The organism is Streptomyces sp. MB09-02B (assembly GCF_033794485.1).
Taxonomy (GTDB): Bacteria; Actinomycetota; Actinomycetes; order Streptomycetales; family Streptomycetaceae; genus Streptomyces.
The window spans coordinates 1-1,075 of the sequence record NZ_JARGEE010000903.1; the positions used below are offsets into that span (position 1 = coordinate 1).

Consider the following 1,075-nt stretch of genomic DNA (forward strand, 5'->3'; position numbering starts at 1 on the left):
CTACGAGGGGGCGCGAGCGTGCCGACCGCCTCGGCGCCGCTCCCCGGGCCGGGGCGGGGCGTAGGGTGCCGGGATGATCGAGGTACCCGACGCGTTCGCACGGAGCACGGTCGAGCGGGAGGGCGAGCCGGGGGCGGTGTGGCTCGCCGAACTGCCGCGCATCGTGGGCGAGTTGCTGGACCGGTGGGGGTGCGTGCCGGACGGGGACGTCGTGCACGGCGGTGTCGGGGTGGTCGTCCCGGTGGCGCGGCGGGGGGAGCCCGCCGCCGTCCTGAAGGTGTCGTTCCCGCACCCCGGGAACGTCCATGAGCCGGACGCCTTCGAGGCCTGGGGCGGGTGTGGGGCCGTACGGCTGTACCGGCGGGACGACGAGCGGTTCGCCATGCTGCTGGAACGGGTCCGGACGTCGACGCTGGCGGAGCTCGGCGACGAGGACGAGATCGTGACCGTCGCCGGGCGGCTGAGCCGACGACTGGCCGTGCCCGCGCCCGCCGGGCTGCCCCGGCTGCGGGAACGGACCGGCACCTGGGCGGAGGAACTGCGGGCGGACGCCGGGAAGCCGTCGCACGCGCTGCCCCGCCGCACGGTGGACGCCGCGCTGGCCACCCTCCGTGAGCTGGGGCCCGACCAGCCGGACACCGTCGTGCACGGCGATCTCCACGCCAGGAACATCCTGCGGGCCGACCGTGAGCCGTGGCTGGCCGTCGACCCCAAGGGGCTGGCGGGGGACCCCGCCTACGACGGCGGCACGCTGCTGAAGTCGCGGGCTCTGAGCCTCATCGCGGCGGACGACCTAGGCGCGGCCGTCCGCCGGGTGCTGGACGTCTTCGCCGAGACCGCCGAGGTCGACGGGGAGCGGCTGCGGCGCTGGGCGCAGGTGGAGGCCGTCCGCGCCGCGTTCCACGCCCGTCGGCACGGGTTCCGGGTGGCTCGCGGCGGGCCCCGCCTGGAATGGCTCATCGCGTTCGTGGACCACCTGGCGGAGCGGCTGACCGCCCCGGCCCGCCCGCACTGACCCCGGTACGCGGGAGCTCATGGCCCGCGCCCGTCAACCCGACGTCCGCCACCCTCCCGC

General features: G+C 76.7%; 1 protein-coding gene. It reads left to right on the forward strand.

Annotated features, from left to right (window positions below; genetic code table 11):
• The first annotated feature begins 73 nt into the window (after positions 1-73).
• Positions 74-1,015, forward strand: coding sequence for an aminoglycoside phosphotransferase family protein (locus tag P1P70_RS44985; RefSeq protein WP_319248315.1), 942 nt, complete (start codon positions 74-76; stop codon positions 1,013-1,015).
• The last annotated feature ends 60 nt before the right edge of the window (positions 1,016-1,075 follow it).

What these genes read in the sequence shown, in the direction of transcription:
- P1P70_RS44985 (WP_319248315.1), top strand. Translation starts at nt 74, where the DNA reads ATGATCGAGGTACCCGACGCGTTCGCACGGAGCACGGTCGAGCGGGAG.